The 239-nt window shown below is 55.6% G+C and carries 3 tRNA genes; all 3 read right to left on the bottom strand.

Annotated features, from left to right (window positions below):
- Positions 1-2: 2 nt before the first annotated feature.
- A tRNA-Met gene (locus G9G57_RS25500) sits at positions 3-76 on the bottom strand.
- 10 nt (positions 77-86) lie between these two features.
- Positions 87-159, bottom strand: a tRNA-Val gene (locus G9G57_RS25505).
- A 6-nt stretch (positions 160-165) separates the two neighbouring features.
- Positions 166-237, bottom strand: a tRNA-Glu gene (locus G9G57_RS25510).
- Between the last annotated feature and the right edge of the window lie 2 nt (positions 238-239).

Raw genomic sequence — 239 nt, forward strand, 5'->3', positions numbered from 1 at the left:
AATTGCGGGGGCAGGATTTGAACCTACGACCTTCGGGTTATGAGCCCGACGAGCTACCGAACTGCTCCACCCCGCGATATAAAATATGGAGGCTGAGGGGATCGAACCCCCGACCCTCTGCTTGTAAGGCAGATGCTCTCCCAGCTGAGCTAAGCCTCCATATTATGACCCGTAGGGGATTCGAACCCCTGTTACCTCCGTGAAAGGGAGGTGTCTTAACCCCTTGACCAACGGGCCAT

The organism is Paenibacillus sp. EKM211P (genome assembly GCF_011066175.1).
In the GTDB taxonomy this organism is placed as follows: Bacteria; Bacillota; Bacilli; order Paenibacillales; family Paenibacillaceae; genus Paenibacillus; species Paenibacillus polymyxa.